The organism is Streptomyces sp. NPDC096013 (assembly GCF_044763565.1).
Lineage (GTDB): Bacteria > Actinomycetota > Actinomycetes > Streptomycetales > Streptomycetaceae > Streptomyces.
Map to the genome: position 1 here is coordinate 1 of NZ_JBIWGK010000051.1, position 1,017 is coordinate 1,017.

General features: G+C 57.7%; 2 rRNA genes. Both read right to left on the reverse strand.

Annotation, left to right across the window (positions count from 1 at the left end):
* A 23S ribosomal RNA gene (locus ACIRB1_RS47135) occupies window positions 1–632 on the reverse strand; the annotation flags it as partial.
* Between the two features lie 300 nt (window positions 633–932).
* Window positions 933–1,017, reverse strand: a 16S ribosomal RNA gene (locus ACIRB1_RS47140); the annotation flags it as partial.

Here is a 1,017-nt window from a genome sequence, read left to right on the forward strand (position 1 = left end):
CGCGACGCTCCCACGGCTTGTAGGCACACGGTTTCAGGTACTATTTCACTCCGCTCCCGCGGTACTTTTCACCATTCCCTCACGGTACTATCCGCTATCGGTCACCAGGGAATATTTAGGCTTAGCGGGTGGTCCCGCCAGATTCACACGGGATTTCTCGGGCCCCGTGCTACTTGGGTGTCTCTCAAACGAGCCGTTGACGTTTCGACTACGGGGGTCTTACCCTCTACGCCGGACCTTTCGCATGTCCTTCGCCTACATCAACGGTTTCTGACTCGTCTCACAGCCGGCAGACTGTGAAAGAGAGATCCCACAACCCCGTATACGCAACCCCTGCCGGGTCTCACACGCATACGGTTTGGCCTCATCCGGTTTCGCTCGCCACTACTCCCGGAATCACGGTTGTTTTCTCTTCCTGCGGGTACTGAGATGTTTCACTTCCCCGCGTTCCCTCCACACTGCCTATGTGTTCAGCAGCGGGTGACAGCCCATGACGACTGCCGGGTTTCCCCATTCGGAAACCCCCGGATCAAAGCCTGGTTGACGACTCCCCGGGGACTATCGTGGCCTCCCACGTCCTTCATCGGTTCCTGGTGCCAAGGCATCCACCGTGCGCCCTTAAAAACTTGGCCACAGATGCTCGCGTCCACTGTGCAGTTCTCAAACAACGACCAACCACCCATCACCCCGCCCTCACAGGCAAGTTCACTGGGGTCGGCACTGAAGGAAGTTCATTCCCTCAGATACCCAACAGCGTGCCCGGCACCACCGTCACTCGTGATCAGCTTTCCACGCCCCGAAGAGCAGTACTTGCAGCCCGAGATGACAGGCAGTGCCGAATAATCAACGTTCCACCCTTGAGCAACCAGCATCAGACGTTCGCTGATGAACTGGCCTCTGACCGAGCGAACTCGGTAAGAAGTGCTCCTTAGAAAGGAGGTGATCCAGCCGCACCTTCCGGTACGGCTACCTTGTTACGACTTCGTCCCAATCGCCAGTCCCACCTTCGACAGCTCC